This is a genomic window from Corallococcus sp. AB038B (assembly GCF_003668955.1).
Taxonomy (GTDB): domain Bacteria; phylum Myxococcota; class Myxococcia; order Myxococcales; family Myxococcaceae; genus Corallococcus; species Corallococcus exiguus.
In genome coordinates, this window is the sequence record NZ_RAWO01000008.1 from 199449 (window position 1) to 218009 (window position 18561).

The window sequence follows — 18561 nt, forward strand, 5'->3', positions numbered from 1 at the left end:
CGCGGCGCGGCAGTCCCACCCAATCAAACCTTGGTGGCTCGGTGATTCATGCGTGCTCACGCCTTGATGGCCAGGCGCCCCGACATGTCGATTCGCTGGAGTAGCGGCTTGCGCGGCTGCTTCGCGAAAAACTCGTCCACGGCCCGACGTGACCCCTGCCAGTAGCCGTAGTCATCAATGATGAGCACTCCGCCCGGCGAGAGCCGGGAATAGAGGTGTTCCAATTCGTGCCGCGTGGACTCGTACCAGTCGGTGTCCAGGCGCAGCAGGGCGATGGTGTCGGGCGCTTGCGCGGGGAGCGTCTCCTCCACCTTCCCCTTCACCAGATGGACCTGATCCATGGGATAGCCCGTGCTGCTCACGTTGGCGCGCACGTCCGCCTCGTCAGCGATGCACCAGATGTTGAAGCCCTCTTGCCGGGCTTCTCTGGACAGGAGTTGCTCCGCCGAGACACCGCGCCAGGAACGGTCCGCATCCGAGGGAGGCGTCATTCCCTCGAAGGTGTCGAACAGGTACAGCGCACGTTGCACGCCAAGGGCCAGCAGGGCCTTGGCGGCGACCATCATGCTGCCACCACGCCAGACTCCGCACTCCACGATGCTCCCTGGGATGTCGTTCGCCACCACGTAGCGCACCGCATGCAGCAGTGCGACCATCCGCTCGGGGCTGGTCATCGTGAAGGCAAGGACCTCCTGGCAAAGCCGCAGCTCCTCCTCCGAGAAGTCAGGGGGAGCGCTCACGTGCTCGAGCGCGCGCCGCATCCATCCCGACACGCGATGTGGAAGGAAGCGGGAGATGAGGACGCGCGTTCCGAGCAGGTTGGCGTTCATTGCGTCGAGTCTAGCACCGGGCGGAGGAGGAACTCGAACGTGCAGGGGGCTCTTGCGTCGAAGCGCCCGCCGCGCGGAAGGCCCCTGATACTGTTCGATGATGCGCTTGAGCAGGTCATCGAGGTTCCAGACGGGGAGGGCCGCCGACAGTTGCTTCACGAGCGCGCCCTCCTCCTTTCCACGAACGGAGAGGTAGCGGACCTTCGTCACGAAATCGCCGATGGCGTGCACGGCGCTCTGACGGTCGGCGGCCATCCAGAAATGCCGGGCCATCTGCTCCACCGTGTCGTCCTTGGCGAGCGTGAGCCCCATCCCGCGCATCACCTCTCCGGTGCGGCAGGAGCTGGTGGACACAGCCAGCCAAGGGCGCCCGGCCGCGAGCAACTGATGAGCCTCTCCTTCGTGCTCGCGCCCATCCGCGCTCGCGCGAAGCGGCGGGCTCCGTCCGGAACCCGCTGAGGCCCGCCAGTCCGCGGTCCATTCCGGAGGAAGAAACGCGCCACCGGCCCCTGGGGAGGTTGCTCTCCGGTACAGTGTGGTACGAAAGATCCAGTTCTAAAACCGGAGGCTGCGTTGAAGTTGTTTCGAGTGTGCCTGACTTCGCTGTTGGTGTTGGCCGTCGCGTGCGGCGGTGATTCGGATTCTCCGGAGGCGCCCGACGCCGGGCAGTCCCGGCCGGACTCGGGCACCGGGACGCCCGACTCGGGCAATCCGCTGCCGGACTCCGGCACCGAGACACCGGACTCCGGCACCGAGACACTGGACTCCGGCACTGAAACGCCGGATTCCGGCACGGAGACGCCCGACGCGGGCTCCGAGACTCCCGACTCCGGCACCGAGACGCCTGACGCCGGCACCGAGCCGACCGACGCGGGCTCCGGGAATCCGGACGCGGGCGGGCCCACCGAGGTGAACGTCATCGACAACGGTGGCTTCGAGGAGTGGTCCGGTGCGCTTCCTGCGCGGTGGTCCGGGAGCACGACGAACATCGAAGAAGTGGTTCGGAAGGTCACGACGCAGCCCTTCGAGGGCGTGAACGCGGCCCAGCTGATCAACACCTCGGCCACCCACAGGCGCTTCACCACCGTGGCGAAGTCCATGGCAGCGGGCCGCTACTCCTGCACCTACCAGGCGCGGGGAACCGGTGACGTCCGCAACGGCTGGTTCGGCACCGACTACTCCAGCTACTCGGCCTACACCTCCGTCGACACCCGGACGTGGACCCAGGTGAGCTACAACTTCAACCTGGCCAACTCCGTCTTCGACACCTTCGAGCTCATCTTCAGCGTCCGGAACACCAGCGGCGATCACCTGCTCATCGACGACGTTCGCTGTGTGCGGGCCCCCGAGCCGTGCGACTCGGTCAGCTGCGAGGCCTGGGCGCGTTGCGACAACACCACCGTGACCTGCAAGCCGCTCTCCGGCCGCTGCGACGACGCCACGAACTGCAGCGAGTGGCAGTCCTGCGACGCGACCCACACCTGCGTGACCGCCGAGGACCGCTGCACCCGCCACGCGGATTGCGCGGGGACCCCGGAGACGCCCGTCTGCGACACCGCTTCACACCTCTGCATCGAGGGCGACCCCTGCGCCGGCGTTACGTGCAGCAACCCGGCGACGAGCTGCAACCCCAGCACGGGCGTGTGCGAGCTGGCCGAAGGCGCCTGCTTCACGACGTATGACTGCCGCGGCGCCCTGCCTGCCTGCGACCCGGCCACCCGCCGCTGCGTCGCGGCCAGCCACTCCGCGAACATCATCCGCAACGGCGGCTTCGAGAACTGGAGCACCCGCGCCATCCCCTACTACGGGAACAACTACGTCCCGGACTACTGGTACGGCCTGGACAACGGCATCACGGACCCGGGTTCGGAGATCAAGCCCTCGCGCCTCGCGCGCTACACGAGCGCGGTGCACGGCGGCTCGGCGGCGCTGCAGTTCGTGGTGCCCATCCAGGTCGCGGAGCGCTTCACCACGGAGAAGTTCAACGTGCCGGTGGGCAACTACTCCTGCTCGTACCGGGTGCGCGGCCACGGCAGCATCCGCCACCGCAGCTACTCGAGCGGCGGCTGGAGCCCGCAGACGGACTTCGTCACCGTGGACAGCGACGAGTGGCAGCCGGTGTTCTTCCGCTTCACCGGCAACGTGCGCGACTGGCGCCTGTTCTTCTATCCGAGCCGCAGCGTCGCCGACCGCGACCACCTCCAGGTCGACGACGTCGTCTGTACGAAGGACTAGGAGTCGTCGCTGACATGAGGGGAGCGATGTGCGCGTGAAGCGTCATCGCTCCCTTCGCGCCATGGACAGCCAGGCGCCAAGGCGACCTCCCCACTCGATCCGAGCGAAAAGACGCACGCCTCCGTGCCGATGAACGGGCTCGAGCGTTGGCTTCGCTCGGACCTGGGAGTCGTCGCCAGCGAGGGCCGGATTTCACGGTGGAAGCACCCAAGGGGTCATGGCCGCGACGGCATCATGGACAGCGCTCCGAGGCAGCCCGCGCTCGTCGCCTCCGCCGCGGCCTGCGCGCGCGGGTGGGTGACCTGCTGCACCTCGAAGATTCCGACGCACCTGGAGCGACCCATGATTCCAAGCGCTGACCGTCTGCTCATCGCAGTGACCGCCCTGTGGCTCGTGACAGGACCCCTGCCCTCCTTCGCGCAGCGCCCCGTCAGTGGCGCCGTCACGGCCCCCGCGCGGCTCACCGCCACGGAGCGCGACGCGGCGCTGTCCTCCATCCAGGCGGAGCTCCAGCGGACCTACGTCTTCCCGGAGAAGCGCGCGGCGCTCGTCGAGCGTCTGGAACAAGAGCGGAAGGCGGGACGCTACAACGTGGACTCGCCAGCGGCGTTCGCCGAGCGCGTCACCGCCGACCTGGTGGATGCCAGCAAGGACCGGCACATGTACCTGGTGAACGATGCCGCGCGGTACACCGCCGCGGAGGCGCCCAGGGTGCGGGCGACGGACACCGACGCGTACTGGCACCAGCTGGCCCTGCGCGAACACCACGGCCTCACGGATCTGCGCGTGCTGCCGGGCAACGTGCGCTACCTGAGGGTCACCGGGTTCCACTGGGTCCAGGACGAGACCGGTACGGCCTATGACGACGCCCTGCGGTTCCTGAAGGACGGGGACGCGATCATCATCGACCTGCGGGACAACGGAGGTGGCTCCCACGCGGCGGTGCGCTACCTGGTCAGCCACTTCCTCGATGGGGACGTACCGCTGCTGACGTTTCTCTCCGGCTCCAAGCCTCCCGAGCAGTCCCGGACGCTGGAGCACCTTCCCGCCGGGAGGTTGATGGGCAAGCCCCTGTACGTGCTGATCAACCCGCGCGTGGCTTCAGCGGGGGAAGAGTTCGCCTATCACGTCCAGCAGCTCAAGCTGGGCGAGCTGATCGGCGCCAGGACCGCGGGGGCCGCCAACAACAACTCGCTCGTGCCCGTCGCCCCCTGCTTCGTGCTCAGCGTCTCGCATGGGCGCCCGGTCCACGCGGTCAGCCAGACGAACTGGGAGGGCGTGGGCATTGCTCCGGACGTAGAGACACCTCCCGAGCAGGCCCTGGAGGTCGCGAAGTCCCGCGCCTTGAAGAAGCTGCTGGCGACTCCCGGCCTCGCCCCCGAGCAGCGCTTCGAATACGCCTGGGCCCAGACGACGGTGGAAGCAGGGCTGCACCCGGTCTCCATCGCGCCGCAGGCCCTCAAAGCCCTGGCCGGCCGCTTTGGACCGAATGAGGTGTCCTGGAAGGACGGAGTCCTGTGGCTCCGCCGGGGAAGCCGGGCCCCCGCCCGCCTCACGCCCCTGACGCCGGAGGGGCTGTTCGCGGTGGACGGCTACGAGGTCCTGCGCGCGCGGCTGACCGGCAAGGCGCTGGAGCTGCTCTGGAGCGACACCCCGGAGCCGACCGTGTTCGCGCGCGGCTGAACGCTCACCCGGGAGAGCGGGCACGGAGCCCCACATCAGGGGGCCACGCGGAGGGTCACTCCCGTCCGGACGCTGCCCGCGATGGCGTCGATGCGCATCCCAAGCGTGTCCACTGGAACCAGGATGCTCGCGCGGAAGGCGCCGCGCGCATCCGAGACACCCGTGGCAGGGAGCACCTGCGTCGCGGGGACCGCCTCCACGCGGATGGGGATGCCTGGAGCGGACACCCCATCCAGTGTCGCGAGGACCGTCACCTCGACCACCTCCCCCGCCGCGGGCAGCACCGCTTGAGCCGGGTCGACGCGGAGCTCCAGGACGCCGCGCGTCCCGAAGGCCACCCGCTCCTCCCGGATGGCACCGGCAAGTGTCGCCCGGACAAGCACCTCACCTCCTTCGGGCCATGCCAGCTCCACCTCGCCGGCGACCTGTTCACAGGGGCTCTGCGGGCTCAGCGTCGCCAGGGCGGAGACCTTCGCGTCCTCTGGAGCCGCCGCGGTGACCAACTCCACGGTCGCGGTGATGGGCTCGCAGAGGTGGGGGATGAATGCGTCCAGCCGCACCTTGAACGTCCCTCCGGATTTTAGCGGCAGGGTGCCGTTGGGCTGCCTGTCCGGGAAGACGAGGGTCAGCCCTGGATCGAACTCCGCCTCGGGCTTCGCGTCATAGCCTTTCACCGTCTCGTTTCCACCGCATCCCGCCAGCAGGACCGACAACGCCAGACACACACCAAAGAATGCCTTCATTCCGTCACCCCCACGCTCTTCAGCAGCGACTTGCCGGCATCCGTCAACACCGAGGCATCCACTCCGAGCCCAACCGACCATCCAAACCTTGGCTGGTATTCGAGCCCGGGCGGAGCGGGAACCTTGGGCTCCTCTCCGTTCGCCAGCGCGATGCGTGAGCCCAGCGGGGCCTCCTTCGTGGCCGTCTGGACGAACCGCAGGCTGGGACCGGTGGTCAAGACCACTCCTCGTGCGAACTCCCAGCCCGCGCGCAAGCCCAGCTGCGAGAACGTCCCCCCGGAAGTGCCCACGAGGACGCTGGGGCCTCCGGCCAACAGCCAGCTCCGAGACAGCCTCACTCCGAACAGGACTGAAACAGAAGCCAGGTCCTGGGTGCGGTAGTCACCGCGCAACTCGTAGACCCGCTGCGGGCCGGCGCTGCTCCCCAGCGGCGCGTATCGAGGGGTGGTGAATCCCCCCTGCCCCTCCATGGCCGCCGTTCCCGCCACCTCCACCAGCAACAGGAAGGAACTCCCCTGGTCCGCGTCCAGAATCACCCGATTGCGGACCTTGACGTTGTCCTTCGAAGGCTCGCAAGGCTTCGCATCACATACATAGACTTCGCGTCGTGAGCCCTTGTCGAGCGGCTCCACGACGAGGGTGCGCGTGCCAATGCGGGCGAGCGGTGGCGCGCCCATGTCCGCTTTGAGCGTAGCCTTCAGGACCCTTTCCGATGCGCCGGCCGGGGCCGTTGTCTGGTCGAGGCAGATGAGGGTGGGCGCCTTCACGCTGAAGTCCAGCTCTCGGTGAGCCGCCGGGAAAACCTTCCCTCCCACCGCGGCAGGCAGCGCCCCAGGGGCGAGCTTCGCCAGGCGGATCATGAAGGAAAAGGCTCCCGCCACTGCATCCGCTGCGTCATTGCGTCCGGTGATGACCTGCTGCGTTCCGACGCCCAACTCGACCCCAGACGTGACATCGTGGAGCAACACCGCGAGCGGCTTGTGCATCCCAGAGGAAAGGTCCTGTCTGGAGTCACCGCCGCCGTACGTCGCCTCGACGATCCGTGCGCCGTCCACCAGCGGGAGCTCGACCTGGGCGACCAGGTGCGGCCTCTCGTCGTCGTGGAGCCAGTTCAGCATGGCAATCTGTGTGCAATGTGCTTCGCGGGCTTCGCCCTCAAGCCGCGCTCCAGGCTTCAGGGTTTCGGCGGCGGCTCGCAGCGCAACGCGGAACTCCGTGCGCCGCTCCTTGAGGGCAGCGTCCCTCATCGCGCGAGAATAGCGATCGAGCGCCTCGGACACGGTTCCCAGCTGCGAATCCAACGACCGGTTTTCCTCGCAGAGCTTGTTGAGCAGTGCGGGACCGGACGCAGCGGAGCCAGCACCCGGACACGCAGCTCCGAGCTGCGCGACGATGCTCAGGGCGTTGGCAATCACAGCCTTCGCGAGGACTTCCTCCTTGCCATCGGTCGACAATGCGAACTGCTCCACGGTCTTGGCGACCAGGCCCACTTCCGCCCAATCCCGGAGCGCAGCCTGCTCACTTTCGATGATCCCGGGTGTGAGGAGCACCTTCTCGCGCTCCTCGCGAACGGAGCGGAGCCGGGCCTGCTCCACCGCGCTGCGGGGCAGGTCGAAAAGGCGCACCACCAGGACGTCCTTCTCGGTCTCCGGGTCGGCCTCGGGAAGCCGATAACGCATCCCATCATCCACTTGGCCGCAAGCCACGGGATGGCGGACGCCCTTGTGGGTGACCCGCTCGACCTGGACCCAGGCGGGATGCGCATTTCCTCCCAGATTGAACTCCATCAAGAGGTTCTCTTTCTTCTTGGAGAGCGTCACCGCGCCCGACCTGTTGATGACGAACCTGGGGTCCTCGGCGGCGTCCAAGACGGGAGGAGGCACAGCGTCTGTGCAAAGAAGCTCCATTTCCGGGATGCGGGTGTCAGCCTCGGACTCCGCGGCATTCACAGGCGTCCCCCTGAGCAGCAGGCCCATGGCGCACAGCCATGCCAAGGCCCCGACACACACGGAAAGTCTGTTTTCATCTCGCGTCTGGACAGGCATCGACGATCTCCACTACGGCGTGAGCAGGGCGTGAACGCCAACGCCGCCGCTGGCGAGGTTCCCCCCCGCGGCCCCACCCTCGGCGGCGCGGCGCTCCCTTTCTCCACAGCAGCCTTCGTGCCAGGACTGTTCGCCCGGCGACATGCCGTCGCGGTGTCCAATCGCCTTGAATCTCCGGCCTCGGAGCTGACCAGTCCGGTGGACAGTCTTTGGCGGCTCGCCCCGGGATGGGGGCTGGCGCGCGAAATGCTTACCTCACGGACATGCACGTCGCGGGAAGGCCATTTGTCTCACTGCGAGAGGGTCCTAGAGTCTCGGGAATGACCGAGCTGGAAATCCGCCTGACCCGCGAGCGGAGTCTGTACCTCCACCTGCTCCGCCTCCTGGGGGCCCCAGCGCCCGGTGAGCCCCTGCGCGACGTGCTGACCGCGCTGGTGGAGGTGACCCAGGCGGAACGCGCCTACCTGGAGCTGTACGCGGACCTGGCGGCGGGCGGGCGCCAGTGGTCCCTCTCCCATGGATGCTCGACGAGCGAGGAAGAGCACATCCGCGCGGTGACCTCGCGAGGCATCGTCGCGGCGGCGATCGCCTCCGGACAGACGCTCCATACGCCCTTCGCGCTGCTCGACCCACGCTTCTCCAGCGCTCGCAGCGTCAAGGAGCAACGGCTGGAGGCCGTGCTCTGCGTGCCCCTGAGCGGAAGCGGCCCGGGCGTCCTCTACCTCGAGGGCCAACGGGGCGCGGGGCCCTTCTCCGCGGAGGCGGTCCAGGTGGCGGAGACCGTGGCTCGCTTCGTGGGCACGGCGGTGCAGCACGCGGGCTCCGGGAGCTGGCGAGAGGCGGAGGATCCCACCCGGCCCTTCCGGGAGAAGCTCCGGCTGGATGCCATCGCGGGGCGCAGCCGTGTCATGGCGCACGTCTTCGAGCAGGTGGCGCTGGCGGCGCCCCTCGACGTCTCCATGCTCGTCACCGGTGCCTCCGGCACGGGGAAGACCCAGCTGGCGCAGGCCATCCACGACAACAGCAAGCGGCGTGGCGGCCCCTTCGTGGAGATCAACTGCGCGGCGATTCCCGAAGGGCTCATCGAAAGCGAGCTCTTCGGGGCGCTGCCCGGCGCGTTTCCAGGGGCGCGGCGCACGGTGGGCAAGGTGGAGGCGGCGGAAGGCGGCACGCTGTTCCTGGATGAAATCGCGGAGATTCCACTGGCGGCCCAGGGCAAGCTGCTGCAGCTGCTTCAGTCAAAGCAATATTATGCGCTGGCGAGCTCGCGGCTCGCGAAGGCGAACATCCGGATCATCGCCGCCACCAACGCGTCGCTGGAACAACAGGTGGCCGAGCGGCGCTTCCGCGAGGATCTCTTCTACCGGCTGAATGTCTTCACGCTCCGCATGCCCAGCCTTGCCGAGCGGAAGGAGGACATGGGGTGCCTCGTGGAGCAGTTGCTGGAACGGCTGTCGGAGGAGCATGGGCTGCCGGCACTCAGGGCTTCCCCCGGCTTCCATGCGGCCTGCGAGGCCACTGAATGGCCTGGCAACGTCCGGCAGCTCCGGCACCGACTGGAGGCGGCGCTCATCCGCGCGAGCGCGGAAGGCGCCAGCTACATCGAGCCGCGCCATCTGGCGGAGGGACTTCCCTCCCAGCAGGAGGGCCCCCTCTCCTTCCATGAGGCGACGCGGCGGTTCCAGGAGAAGCTCTTGCGGCGAGGGCTCAAAACTTTTGGTGGGAACGTGAGCGAGGTGGCCCGCCAGTTCGACCTCACCCGAGCGCATGTCTACAACCTCATGCACTCTTTCGGCCTGAAGCGGGAGTAACGCGCGGGTCTTTCACGCAGTACCACACGCGGTCTGAGACGAGGCAGTTCATGGCAGACACCATTTCGACCGAGGACTACTACCGGGCGGATATCTCGACGAAGAAGCATCCGGACGAACTGGGCGCCTGGTGGTTCAAGAACTGGGTGCGCCTCTACAACGCGTTCAAGGTCAGGTTCGAAAGCCGGACCACGGACCTGCAACAGAAGAAGGACCTCCTGACCTTCCGGTTCGCTCGGAATGAAGCGCTCGGGCCCTTCTACGTCGACCTCAAGGATGATTACCGATTCGTGTGGTCGGACCTGCCTTCGACCATTCAATTCGCCACGAAGGACGCGCCCTACGGATTCCTGCTGCTGTCGCCGGAGTGGGTCGCCACACAAAGCCAGACGGTGGGCACGAATCTGGGTGCTTTCGCGGAGGGTGGAGGGAAATGGCCCATTGGCGCGGGAGAGAAGTCCCTGCGCGAGTTCATCATGGAACGCGTTCACGACAAGCAACGGCAGGATGACCTCCTGGAACTGCTCGACCTGTTGCTCAAGTAGACGGCACATGGGAATCCACCTCACGGTCATCTCCTATCCTCAAACCATCCATCCGATGTTCGAGGCGGTCGCCCTGGCGGCCAACAACCAGTCCAGCGACCACAAGTTCGCGAGGTGTCAGAATGGGAGTGGCCTGCGCCTGGCCATCGCGAACAGCAGGCCTCGGGGTCCGGAGAGACTGCCGGACGTGTCGGTCCTCGACCTCGTGGGACACGGTCGCGCGGGCTATTTCAAGCTGGGCGATGAGATCCTCGTCGAAAACGGCAGGATCCGCTCCAGCGTGGTCCGTGAGCTCAATGACCTGCTCCCCCGCGCCACCACGATCCGGTTCCTGGGGTGCCTGACGGGCGCCGAGGACACGGGGCTGCAGATGTTCAACGACGTCAAGCAGGTCCTAAAGCAGAAGATCGCCGTATCCACCGGCGTCCTCGAGCCCTGGCACTTTGGCCAGACAGGACTGTCGGACGACTACCAACACCTGCTGCTTTCTTCGGCTTAGGAGGGGGCCGCGTCAGCGGATCCCGGACTGCCCCGGGAATGAGCTGGGACGGGGGCGCTCCACGCAGCGCACCCCGATGCCGAACTCGAAGCGCCGAGGAGGCAGGTGGTTCGTCCACGTGACCTCGTGGTGTCCCTCCTCCCTCGGCGCATCCCACCGCCCGCCCAGAAGGCTTCGCAGGTTCTGGAAGTCTCCCTGCATGGCCGTCGTCTCGGTCCACTCCGCGACGTTGCCCGCCATGTCGAACAGGCCGTATGGACTCAGGTCCTCTGGGAAGGAGCCCACGGGCGCGACCCCCGGATACGGATCGTGCCCCAGGAGGTTCGCGGGCGGGTCCTTCCTGGGCGTCAGCCAGGCGGTCTTCCGCTTCGGCGCAGGGTTGATGCGCGTCCCCGACTCATCGAGCGTCAGTCCCCCCCGGAAGCCCTTGCGCCATTCGTCCGCGGTCGGGAGCGCCTTTCCCAGGTAGCGACAGAAGGCTTCCGCGGAGAAGGCATCCAGCCCGGTCACCGGACTCGCCAGCTCGAGCGAGCGCGAGAAGATGGGATGCTGAGGTGGGAGCTCGTGGACATACGGCGTCCGCCGCAGCACGCCCTCCTCGAAGAGGCGGAACTGGCCGTTGGTGACCTCGGTCTGGTCCATGGCGAAGCCCGCCACGTCGACCGTCCGCTCCGGCTCGCGCGTGTCGTCGTCCGCCGGGCGCCAGAAGGGTCCCGCTGGAATGGAGACCAATCCCACACGCGAGGCCTCGCACGTCGGAATGGGCAGGCGGATCTCCTGGACGGGTATCCGCTCCCGGTGGCCGGGGAGCCGCTCCAACCGGAGGATGGACGGCCCGCAGCTCTCTCGCTCCACCACCAACCACGCCGGCCGGGAGGGCACCTCGACACGCTCCCGAGGACTTGCGTCCGCCTCCCGGAGGAGCTGCCGCCGCTGGAGGTCCGGCTCCCGGTAGGGAAGCGCGTCCTCCGCCTTCGTGTCGCCCTGGACGGGTGCCAGGCGCCAGGCCACCACGTCCGACCGCGAGGCCTTCGTCCAGCGCTGCGTCATCGGATCGAAGTCGTGGGACTCCAGGATGAGGTCGAACTCACCGATGTCCGCCGAGGCCAGACGGAGGGTGGCCTGCTGGCGGATGGCTTCGAGCTGGTTCTGACGGAAGGCCAGCGCCGCGAGCACCGCCGCGATGGAGACCCCCACCAGCAGGCTGATGAATCCCCCCAACAGCCACCGGCGGCGGCGAGTCAGGGTCCAGGCCCGCCGCTGCCCCGCCTCCAGGAAGGACTTCGAGCGCGTGGGCAATGAGATGTTCCAGGCCTCTACCCGGCGCAGGGCCTGCCGCAAGGGTTCGTCCGCCCACGTCTCCCCGTCCGGCCGCCCCCTTTGCTCCCAGAGCCGTGACGCCTCCTCGAGCTGCTGCACCAGCACGCGCTCTTCGCGGGTCTCCTCCACCCAGTGCGCCAGCGCGGGCCAGGTGGTCGCGAGCGATTCGTGGGCCAGCTCCACCAGCGGCTCGTCTGTCTGGGTGTCGCGGGTCGTCACCACCAGCCGGTTGGCGTGGAGCTTCTCCAGCACGCCCGGCGCGGAGTCCGCGAGGCCCTCCAGCAGCTCGGCCAGGGGACGGGGCCGGCGCGTGCCCGCGGCGGTGACCAGACGCAGTAGGAGGCCGCGCGCCGCGCGTATCTCCTCGGCGGGAAGCTGTTGCAGGAACTTCTGCGCATAGAGCGCGAGCGCTCCCCCCACGCCCCCCAGGGCCTCGTGGACGGAAGCGCGCAGCGTGCGCGAGTCGACGTCGCGCCGCTCCCACAGCGCCATGCAGACGAACTGCAGCAGGGGCAGCCCGGCGGGTTGGGCCTCCACCTCCTCCACCAGCCGCGAGACCAGCGAGGGCGAGTCGACGGAATATCCCACGCGCCGCAGGGGGCCTGTAATCGCCTCCCGCAGGGCCGCGGGCGTCAGCCTGGCGAGCGCGAAGGCAGCACCCAGGGAGGTCCTCAGCGGCTCCAGCCGCGAGTACTGGCCCAGATAGTCGTCCCGCAGCACCAGGACGATGCGCCAGGGTTCCTCCAGGGATGCGGCCGCCATCAGGCACGCGGCGACCCGCGCGGCCTCCTGTGGCGAGGCGAGCGTGAAGACCTCCTCGAATGCATCCAGCGCCAGGAGCACGCTGCCGCCCGTCTCCTGGCAGAGGCGCCGCAAGTGACGCACGATCTCTCCAGGCCGGCTGGCGAGCGACTCCGCGACGGTGCTGACGGAAGGCTCCCCCTCCCGCCCCGACGTCAGCAGCGCGGCAAGTCGGGTCAACGGGTTCGGACCGGGCCGGGCGTGCAGCACCGACCAGCGCTCCATCCGCCGGTACCGTGCGAACACCGCCGCATGGAGGAACGAGCTCTTGCCAATGCCCGAAGGCCCGATCAGTGGCACCAGGGGTTCATGGCGCAGGCGTTCAACGAAGCCATCGAGCTCCAGCTCACGGCCGAAGTAGTCCCCTGCGTCGGCCTCGGTGAACGGCCGCAGTCCACGAAAGGGGGCCCGGTCCACCAGGCGGAGTGGCTCAGGGATGAGTGCCTCCGACAGCGCCTGGGCCACGTCCCTCGCGCTGGGGCGGGCCTCGGGCTCCAGCGCGAGGCAGCGCTCCAGCACGTCGCCTCCTGGAAGCCCTCGCAGGCGGGGGGAGAAGGCCAGGGGCTTCGGCGTGAAGGCGAAGGTGGCGAGCTGCACGTCGTCGAGCGGACGCCGTCCCTCCAGCATCTCACACGCGATGATGCCCAGGGACCAGAGGTCCATGGCGGGCGAAGGGGGGGCGCCCCGCCAGCGCTCGGGCGCCATGTACGCCGGAGTGCCGGACGCGGCGCCCTGTTCCCCCCCTGCATGGCGCGCCAACCCGAAGTCCACCACCCGCACCCGCCCGTCCCGGGGGATGAGGATGTTCTCCGGCTTGAGGTCCGCGTGGATGATGCCGTGCTGGTGCGCCTCCGCGATGGCCTCCGCGATGGCGCGGCAGATGCGAAGCGACTCATGGAGGCCGGGCGTCTCGCGGGCGATCCGCTCGCGGAGCGACTCGCCATCCACGTACTCCAGCGCCAGGTACGGGCGTCCGTGATGCCGGCCCACCGCGTGCACGGTGACGATGTGGGGGTGACTGAAGCGCGCGGTCGTGCGCGCTTCGTCCATGAGCCGCTCCGCGTGCGCCTCCCCCAGCAGCTCCACCTTGAGGAACTTCAATGCCACCCGCCGGCCCAGCTCCTCGTCCTGGGCGAGGAAGACTTCGCCCATTGCTCCTTCCGCGAGGAAACGCACGATGCGGAAGCCATCCACCTGGCTGTCCACCTCGATGGCACCCGGCCCGGAGGGGGGCGGCGCGGCAGGTTCCCCTGGCATCGGACCCCGAGTGTCCGCCAATGCCATCCACGCATGCAACTGCACACCGGGCCAGTGAGGCGGACCGCACCTCGAAGGCGCCACGCCGTCCATCCGGCTCGACAGGCCACGGGCACGCAGTCGCCCGGATTGGACAGGCCCGACGGCCCAACGACAAGGAGCGACGCGCGCCGGGCCGCAACCGGGTGGCGGCACAGTTCACGCACTCCCGTGGGACGAGCGGCCCTCCTTCCGTGCCGCGACACCTGGAGCATCCGTCCGATGATGCTTGTGCCCCTCGGCCTGTTCTGGAGCATGACCCTGGCCGTACCTCCGCACCGCCCCGCGCCGCCCGTGGCCTTGTCGCTCGAGGACAGCACCCGGGTCATGTTCAAGGCCCGGGGCGTGTCGCAGCCCTCCGCGAGCGAGCGCCCGTCCACCAAGGCCGCGAGCCCTCGCGCCGAACGGGTCCGCGCCACCCAGTCCATCGCGGGAGGTCGCGAGGCCGCGCCTGGAAGGTGGCCCTTCAGCGTCGCCATCACCTATCGCAACCAGCAGGGCACCCTGACGCAGTATTGCAGCGGCTCATTGATCTCACCGGACACCGTGCTGACCGCCGCGCACTGCGAGGTCTCCACCGGCCACTACGCCGTCATTGGCAGACATGACCTGTCCACGACCCGGGGACGCGCGCTCCGGATCGTCGCGGTGACCTCACCTGTGGGATTTGACAGCCAGAGCTTCCAGAACGACGTCGCCCTCCTCCGGCTGGCCGCCCCCGTGACGGAGTTCGCCCCCGTGCGGCTCGCTGAACCGGACCTGGTGCTGGAAGAGGGGCAGGCCCTGACCACCCTCGGCTGGGGCCGCGCGCACGAGGGGCACGCCAGCACCCCGGTCCTGCGCGAGGTGGCGGTGCAGGTGGCCCCCCGAGCCGCGTGCGCGACCCGCTACCGGGGGAAGTACCCCATCACGCCCGGGATGCTCTGTGTGAGCGCGCCCGGGACGGCGGACGCATGTCCGGGAGACAGTGGCGGGCCACTCCTGATGACCACCGCCGAGGGCAAGGTGCTTCAAGTGGGCATCACGAGCTTCGGCGTGGGCTGCGCCCGCCCGGACTTCCCTGGCGTCTCCACGCAGGTCTCCTCCTTCCGGAAGTGGATGGCCCATCCGGTGTCACCCTGAGCGCCGCATGACGGGCGAGCAACCGCCCGCCGCGGGTTGACCCGCGGCGGGGACCCGCTCGGCTCAGGCCGCGTCGATCAGGAGGTCTTCATCCTGGACGTCGTCGCTCTCGGGCCAGTCGTTCTCGGTCCAGCCGCGCCCCATCGCGGGGAGCCCTCCAGCCCGTGGGTAGATTTTGGCGACGAAGTCGGCATCGGACGCGGTGATGTCCACGCCGCCACGGATGGGCTTGCCGTCGATCGTGATGCCCCCCGGCAGCTGGTAGCACATGATGGAGTCCTCATCCGCGGGAGTGGCCATGATGGACGCATCCTCCAGAGGCGTGAGCACCTGCTGGTCCACGGTCGACCGATTCCAGCCCTGGGTGCGCAGGAAGTAATCGTAGGCCTTCTGACGATCAATCCGTTCCACCAGCTGTCTGCGCATGTGCTCGTGAGGCATTCCCAGGGTATGTCCCGCCTCGTGGCGGACCACGCGCCTGAACTCGCTCTCATCCGTGCTCATGGTGAAACCCTGCAGGTTCAGGGTCGGCAGATGTTGGGGGATGAGCAGGACGTCCGTTCCCAGATAGGACCAGTATCCCTTCGGCTCACGCGCGATCCGGATCTGCCCGACACCCGAGGTCTCGACGAACTCGATGCACCCGAACCGCGCCCATGCGTTCAGGTGCGTGACGATGCGCCTGCGCAGGTCCACCGGCGCGTTGTCCATGAAGCTCACGGTGAGTCTTCGGGGCTTGAGGCCCCAGTACTTGGAGGTGATCACCGCCGCCATCATGGGCGTGAGCAAGGCGCCCTCGGCCGCCGCGGCGATCCGCCCGAAGACAGGCTCGTTCACGGGATTGAGCCTGCTGGCCACCTCCGCCGCTCGCATCAGGAGGCGTTCGGGCAGTTGCTTCACTGAACAGCCCGGCTCGCCTGACGCGGCCTCCTCCGCCAGGTGCGCAGCCTCCAGCCTGTGCGGGCCCTTCCGTGGGTCAGCCCTCGCCAGGAACCGCTCAAGCCCCTTGGTTCGCATCGCCATGAATATGTCCTCCCTGACATCACATGCTGCGTTGAGACATCCGAACTGGACCGCGAAGGACTCAGCGCCTCCGTGAGCGCTTCGTCCCGCGAGGCTCCGGGTGAGGCGTGGCAGGCGCGAACAAGAGCCCTGGAAGCCCGTCAGCCCCCAGCGCCTGCATCATCGCGGGCAGGAGAGGGACGGGATCCGGGCTGCTCCAGCCCATCAGCAGGGGCGGCTTGCCGGGGACGTCGTGGATGAGCACCAACCGGCAGTCGCAGGCGAACGTGACCTGGATTCCCTCGTGGCGGAGGCTGAAGTCCGGCCGCGCCAGGGGTTGACCTCGGCCCAGCGGCTGGAAACCCGCGGGGAAGAACTGCTTCCAATGAAGCAAGGCCTCCACGTCCTGCATGTCCAGCGTGAGCAGATGGGTGAGGTACGGATTGCGCCCGGACGCGGCTCCAATCGCCGGAGCCGTGAAAGGGATTGGCAAGGGCCTCGCGATGTCGGTCCTGCGGGAGGAGTGAGTCGCCGTGAAGCTGTTCAGCAGCCCCTCGGCCCCGAAGTGCTCCGGCTCCACCCGCGAGGTCGTCCCAATCACAGTCTTGTCTCCCAGGGCCGCGGAGGCGGCCTGGATCATGGCGAGGCCCTCCTGGCCAATGCCCGTCAGGCATCCCAGGACGCGGACCTCGATGTCGTCGGGCAGCTCCTTGGCCAGTTGCTTGAGCACCGGGTGCGGTTCGCGCCCCAGTTCCAGCAGGTCGCCATCTCCGAGCCGGAAGCGCGTGGGAGAGCCATGGCCCACGAGGTCGAGGCGCGTGAGCAGACGCCCGGCGCCCATGACGATTTCGTAGAGCTGGGCCGGGTCCTGGCACCTGTAGAAGCGGTGCTGCGCGTCCTGCCGTTCTTGCGAGTCCTGCCGTTGCACGTTGAAGGCGATGCTCTCGAAGACGGTCTCCATCTTCGCCGGGTAGGAGATCACCGTGAGGTAGGAGTCCATGGTGCGCTCAGCCCTTCGAAGGGAGGTGCTCAGCCATCAGCCGCTGCACCTGCTGGCGCAGACCTTCGTCCTGCAGCGCCTCCAGCACCTGAAGGGCGAGCGCGGGCGCCAAGGCGGCACCAATCGGCCACTTGCCGCCGCCTTCAGCGAGCGCCTCGGGAACACCGTTCTGCGACAGCCACAGCGAGGTCAGGAAGAGAAACCCGAACTGGTCCTTGAAGCCCCACTGGGCCGTCGAAGGCAGGTCGGGCCAGACGTAGCCATGTTCGAGCTGCAGCTTCAGCTCGAAGGGCTTGTCGGCGGGCGAGGGATGGCCGACCACGAAGAAGCGCAGCACCCGAACCCCATCCTCGAGCGCATTGCTCTCGATCTTGACCTTGAACGGCAGGTAGCCGCTGTATGCGAGGTTGTTTGGCAGCCTGCGGTCCCACCATGCGGTCAACGCATCCACCGTGGACGTGGGCATGCGCGTGGACTGCATGAACGAATCGGTCTTGCCGGCCTTCTCCATGAGACCCCCTGGGTTGTGAGACCCAGGGAGGCAAAGCATTTCGCGAGCCAGGGGCCGTCCCAGCGAGCCCTTTCGCGAAACCGTCCACTCCGCTGGTCAGGAGGGCCTCCGCGCCGTCCAGGCCCGTTGACCCCTTCGCGTCAGCCGACGTGGAATGGCACCATGCGCTCGAACTCGCGGCTGGGGACTCCGATGATGGAGTACGCCGGAGACTGGATGGGCGGCATGGTGCGCAGGATGCGGCGGTGGAAGGTCGGGTAGCTGGCCTTGAACTTCCCCCCGTTCCAGACGCGCAGCAGGTTGGCCGTGAAGAGACCGTTGTGGACGCCGTCGCTGGAGAGCTGGTTGTCCTGGCAGCCGGAGATGAGCAGCACCGTGGCCTTGAGCGTCAGCCTCGGGTCGTCCTTGGGCAGCCCCTTCAGGATGCCGTCGTACATCGCCTTGTTCTCGCGGTACGTGCGCCGCTCGATGCCCAGGGGCATCTCCTTGAAGCGCCGCTCCGCGGGCTCCGTGGTCCGCATCGAATCCGCCAGCAGTTGCAGGCTGCCGCTGGAGCGCAGGGCCGCATAGGCCACGCTGCTCACCGTGCCGCTGTGGCAGCTGTCGGAGAGCATGAAGACCCGCACGCCCGCCTTGAGCTTCCCCATCGCCTGGTAGATTTCGTCGTCGACGAGCTCCCCGTCATACAGACACCACGTCTCATCCAGCCCGTCGTCCTCATCCCCGTTCATGTCGGGGAGCTGGCCGCCGTGCCCTGAATAGGTGAACAGCAGCAGGTCCCCCGCCTGGAGCACCGACGCCGCCTCGCCCAGCTCCGCGAGCACCTTCGCGCGCGTGGCGTCCTTCGTGAGAAAGGGGCGGACGCGGCTGAACTGCTGCGCCTTCGCGATGCTGACCATGTCCTCGGCGTCCGCTTCGCACGCCAGCAGCTGGCCATCCCAGCCCGCGTAGTGCTTCGGATCCACCGCGTTCAAACCGATGTTGATGGAATATCCCTGCGCCATGACTGTCGTTGCCTCCTTCACTCACGGTGGAGACGGACGGCCGGGATGGCAGGGAGGAGGCGGGGCGCGCCGCGTCCTTCCGGCCCTGTCCCGACCGGGAACCCGGGGCTCGCT

Annotated in this window: 15 protein-coding genes; 6 read left to right on the plus strand and 9 right to left on the minus strand. The window is 68.1% G+C overall.

All coding sequences use genetic code 11. From position 1 onward, the window contains the following. Nucleotides 1–56: 56 nt before the first annotated feature. On the minus strand, nt 57–1142 hold the full coding sequence (locus D7Y04_RS45220) for a TylF/MycF/NovP-related O-methyltransferase (RefSeq protein ID WP_199749741.1): 1086 nt from the start codon (nt 1140–1142) through the stop codon (nt 57–59). Between the two features lie 261 nt (nt 1143–1403). On the opposite strand from D7Y04_RS45220, the gene D7Y04_RS28080 reads away from it, so the two are divergent. Beyond that, nucleotides 1404–3065 (plus strand): invertase recombinase-like protein, encoded by a 1662-nt coding sequence (locus D7Y04_RS28080; protein ID WP_120595571.1) that lies wholly within the window; start codon nt 1404–1406, stop codon nt 3063–3065. Between the two features lie 215 nt (nt 3066–3280). Here D7Y04_RS28080 and D7Y04_RS46420 read toward each other — a convergent pair whose 3' ends face one another. Then, complete coding sequence (locus D7Y04_RS46420) at nt 3281–3409, minus strand: hypothetical protein (protein ID WP_255428684.1); 129 nt, start codon at nt 3407–3409, stop codon at nt 3281–3283. Between D7Y04_RS46420 and D7Y04_RS28085 the strand changes: the two genes are divergently transcribed. Next, nucleotides 3408–4748 (plus strand): S41 family peptidase, encoded by a 1341-nt coding sequence (locus D7Y04_RS28085; protein ID WP_120595590.1) that lies wholly within the window; start codon nt 3408–3410, stop codon nt 4746–4748. The genes D7Y04_RS46420 and D7Y04_RS28085 overlap by 2 nt on opposite strands. A gap of 35 nt (nt 4749–4783) precedes the next feature. Here the strand turns inward: D7Y04_RS28085 and D7Y04_RS28090 are convergent, their stop codons facing one another. Together D7Y04_RS28090 and D7Y04_RS28095 are read right to left on the minus strand one after the other, a co-directional pair. After that, complete coding sequence (locus D7Y04_RS28090; RefSeq protein WP_147454529.1) at nt 4784–5491, minus strand: hypothetical protein; 708 nt, start codon at nt 5489–5491, stop codon at nt 4784–4786. Beyond that, nucleotides 5488–7467 (minus strand): hypothetical protein, encoded by a 1980-nt coding sequence (locus D7Y04_RS28095; protein ID WP_147454528.1) that lies wholly within the window; start codon nt 7465–7467, stop codon nt 5488–5490. The genes D7Y04_RS28090 and D7Y04_RS28095 overlap by 4 nt, the downstream gene beginning before the upstream one ends. Nucleotides 7468–7856: 389 nt before the next feature. On the opposite strand from D7Y04_RS28095, the gene D7Y04_RS28100 reads away from it, so the two are divergent. From D7Y04_RS28100 to D7Y04_RS44590, 3 genes are read left to right on the plus strand one after another with little or no spacing between them, the layout of a single operon-like run. Then, on the plus strand, nt 7857–9347 hold the full coding sequence (locus D7Y04_RS28100; RefSeq protein WP_120595568.1) for a sigma-54-dependent Fis family transcriptional regulator: 1491 nt from the start codon (nt 7857–7859) through the stop codon (nt 9345–9347). A gap of 50 nt (nt 9348–9397) precedes the next feature. Then, entirely contained in the window at nt 9398–9892 is a 495-nt protein-coding gene (locus D7Y04_RS44585) for a hypothetical protein (protein WP_120595567.1), read from the plus strand. A gap of 7 nt (nt 9893–9899) precedes the next feature. Continuing rightward, the gene (locus D7Y04_RS44590; RefSeq protein WP_158626998.1) at nt 9900–10391 is read left to right on the plus strand and encodes a DUF4347 domain-containing protein; all 492 of its coding nucleotides are present in this window, start codon (nt 9900–9902) and stop codon (nt 10389–10391) included. 12 nt (nt 10392–10403) lie between these two features. Here the strand turns inward: D7Y04_RS44590 and D7Y04_RS28110 are convergent, their stop codons facing one another. Further along, nucleotides 10404–13769, minus strand: a complete 3366-nt coding sequence (locus tag D7Y04_RS28110) for a bifunctional serine/threonine-protein kinase/formylglycine-generating enzyme family protein (RefSeq protein ID WP_158620697.1) — start codon at nt 13767–13769, stop codon at nt 10404–10406. Between the two features lie 261 nt (nt 13770–14030). On the opposite strand from D7Y04_RS28110, the gene D7Y04_RS28115 reads away from it, so the two are divergent. Next, the gene (locus tag D7Y04_RS28115; RefSeq protein WP_158620698.1) at nt 14031–14930 is read left to right on the plus strand and encodes a serine protease; all 900 of its coding nucleotides are present in this window, start codon (nt 14031–14033) and stop codon (nt 14928–14930) included. Nucleotides 14931–14993: 63 nt separating this feature from the next. On the opposite strand, the gene D7Y04_RS28120 is transcribed toward D7Y04_RS28115, so the two are convergent. From D7Y04_RS28120 to D7Y04_RS28135, 4 genes are all read right to left on the minus strand, one after another. After that, nucleotides 14994–15830 carry a M12 family metallopeptidase gene (locus tag D7Y04_RS28120; protein ID WP_199749742.1) on the minus strand — a complete coding sequence of 279 codons (837 nt, stop codon included), beginning with the start codon at nt 15828–15830 and terminating at the stop codon, nt 14994–14996. Nucleotides 15831–16014: 184 nt separating this feature from the next. Further along, on the minus strand, nt 16015–16932 hold the full coding sequence (locus D7Y04_RS28125; protein ID WP_120596658.1) for a hypothetical protein: 918 nt from the start codon (nt 16930–16932) through the stop codon (nt 16015–16017). A gap of 7 nt (nt 16933–16939) precedes the next feature. Further along, nucleotides 16940–17443, minus strand: coding sequence for a hypothetical protein (locus D7Y04_RS28130; RefSeq protein WP_120596659.1), 504 nt, complete (start codon nt 17441–17443; stop codon nt 16940–16942). A gap of 140 nt (nt 17444–17583) precedes the next feature. Beyond that, complete coding sequence (locus tag D7Y04_RS28135) at nt 17584–18447, minus strand: caspase family protein (RefSeq protein ID WP_121761260.1); 864 nt, start codon at nt 18445–18447, stop codon at nt 17584–17586. Nucleotides 18448–18561 lie beyond the last annotated feature (114 nt).